This window comes from Rhodococcus sp. APC 3903 (assembly GCF_030407755.1).
GTDB lineage: Bacteria > Actinomycetota > Actinomycetes > Mycobacteriales > Mycobacteriaceae > Rhodococcus_F > Rhodococcus_F erythropolis.
The window spans coordinates 1-1220 of sequence record NZ_JASDCV010000085.1; the positions used below are offsets into that span (position 1 = coordinate 1).

General features: G+C 63.1%; 2 protein-coding genes. One reads left to right on the forward strand and one right to left on the reverse strand.

Annotated elements, in window-relative coordinates; all coding sequences use genetic code 11:
- The coding region (locus tag QMA15_RS32605; protein WP_290289324.1) for a helix-turn-helix domain-containing protein at positions 1-359 on the reverse strand (359 nt) is incomplete at its 3' end.
- Between the two features lie 65 nt (positions 360-424).
- Here QMA15_RS32605 and QMA15_RS32610 point away from each other — a divergent pair.
- A partial coding sequence (locus tag QMA15_RS32610) for an alpha/beta fold hydrolase (RefSeq protein ID WP_290289327.1) occupies positions 425-1220 on the forward strand: 796 nt, incomplete at its 3' end.

The following is a 1220-nucleotide window of genomic DNA, read 5'->3' on the forward strand; positions in this document are numbered from 1 at the left end:
AGGGCCAGCGACATCCACTCGGGCCGGAACTCGTCGTCTTCTGGACCGCGGATCATCAGCGGCGTCGACCACCGGATCAGTCCGTTGATCGGCTCGCGGAGTTCGGCACCCCACGGTGTCAAGGCGTAGGTGATGGCATTCCCGTCTTCGGACAGGCGTCTTTCGAGCACACCAGCGGTCTCGAGGTCGCGTAGGCGGCCGGCCAACAGGTTGGTGGCGATGCCGGAGAGCGCTTCGCGCAGGTCACCGTATCGAGCAGGCCCCAGCAACAACTGCCGGACGATCAGCAAATTCCACCGGTCACCGATCACATCGAGAGCTCGGGCGAGTCCGCAGTACTGGCCATAGTCGCGGCTCATAACACCTGCTTTCTAAAATAAAGTGTGCTTCACTATATCAACCATCCACTTTGCGAGGGGCGCGCATGACGACGACAACAAGGCCATCCTGGGTCGACGACGACTTGTTCCCGTTCGAGAGTCGATTCGTCGACATCGACGGAAATACCGTCCACTACGTCGACGAGGGATCTGGTCCCACATTACTTCTGCTGCACGGCAATCCGACCTGGTCATTCCTCTGGCGCGAGGCGATCAGTGCGCTCCGCTCCGACTTTCGATGTATTGCCCTCGACTATCCGGGCTTCGGCCTCTCGACCCCCAAGCCCGGCTACCGCTACTTTCCAGAGGAACACGCCGACGTCGTCACCGGATTCGTCGACGCACTCGGCCTCGACGACGTCACGTTGGTCGGCCAGGACTGGGGCGGGCCGATCGGGCTGGCTGCCGCCCAGCGGCGACCGGGTGTTTTCGATCGACTGGTTCTGATCAACTCCTGGGCGTGGCCGGTCAACGGGATTCTCCACTTCGAGGCATTCGCTCGCATCATGGGCAGCCTCCCGATCCGTTTCCTGGTCCGCCGGCACAACCTACTCGTCAACGCCTTCCTCCCCACCGGGCACCACCGCCGGAAACCGACCACGGCCGAGATGACCCACTACAGACTGGCACTCGACACTCCAGAACGACGACAAGCCACCGCCGTGCTTCCCGGCCGGATCCTCGCCAGCCGTGACTTCTTCGCCGAGGTCGAGGCCGGCCTCCCCGACCTCGCTCAACTACCCACGCTGATCGTGTGGGGTGATGCGGACATCGCCTTCCGCCGGCAGGAGCGCGAACGCCTGGAAGTGACGTTCCCCGACCACACGACCGTGATCGTCA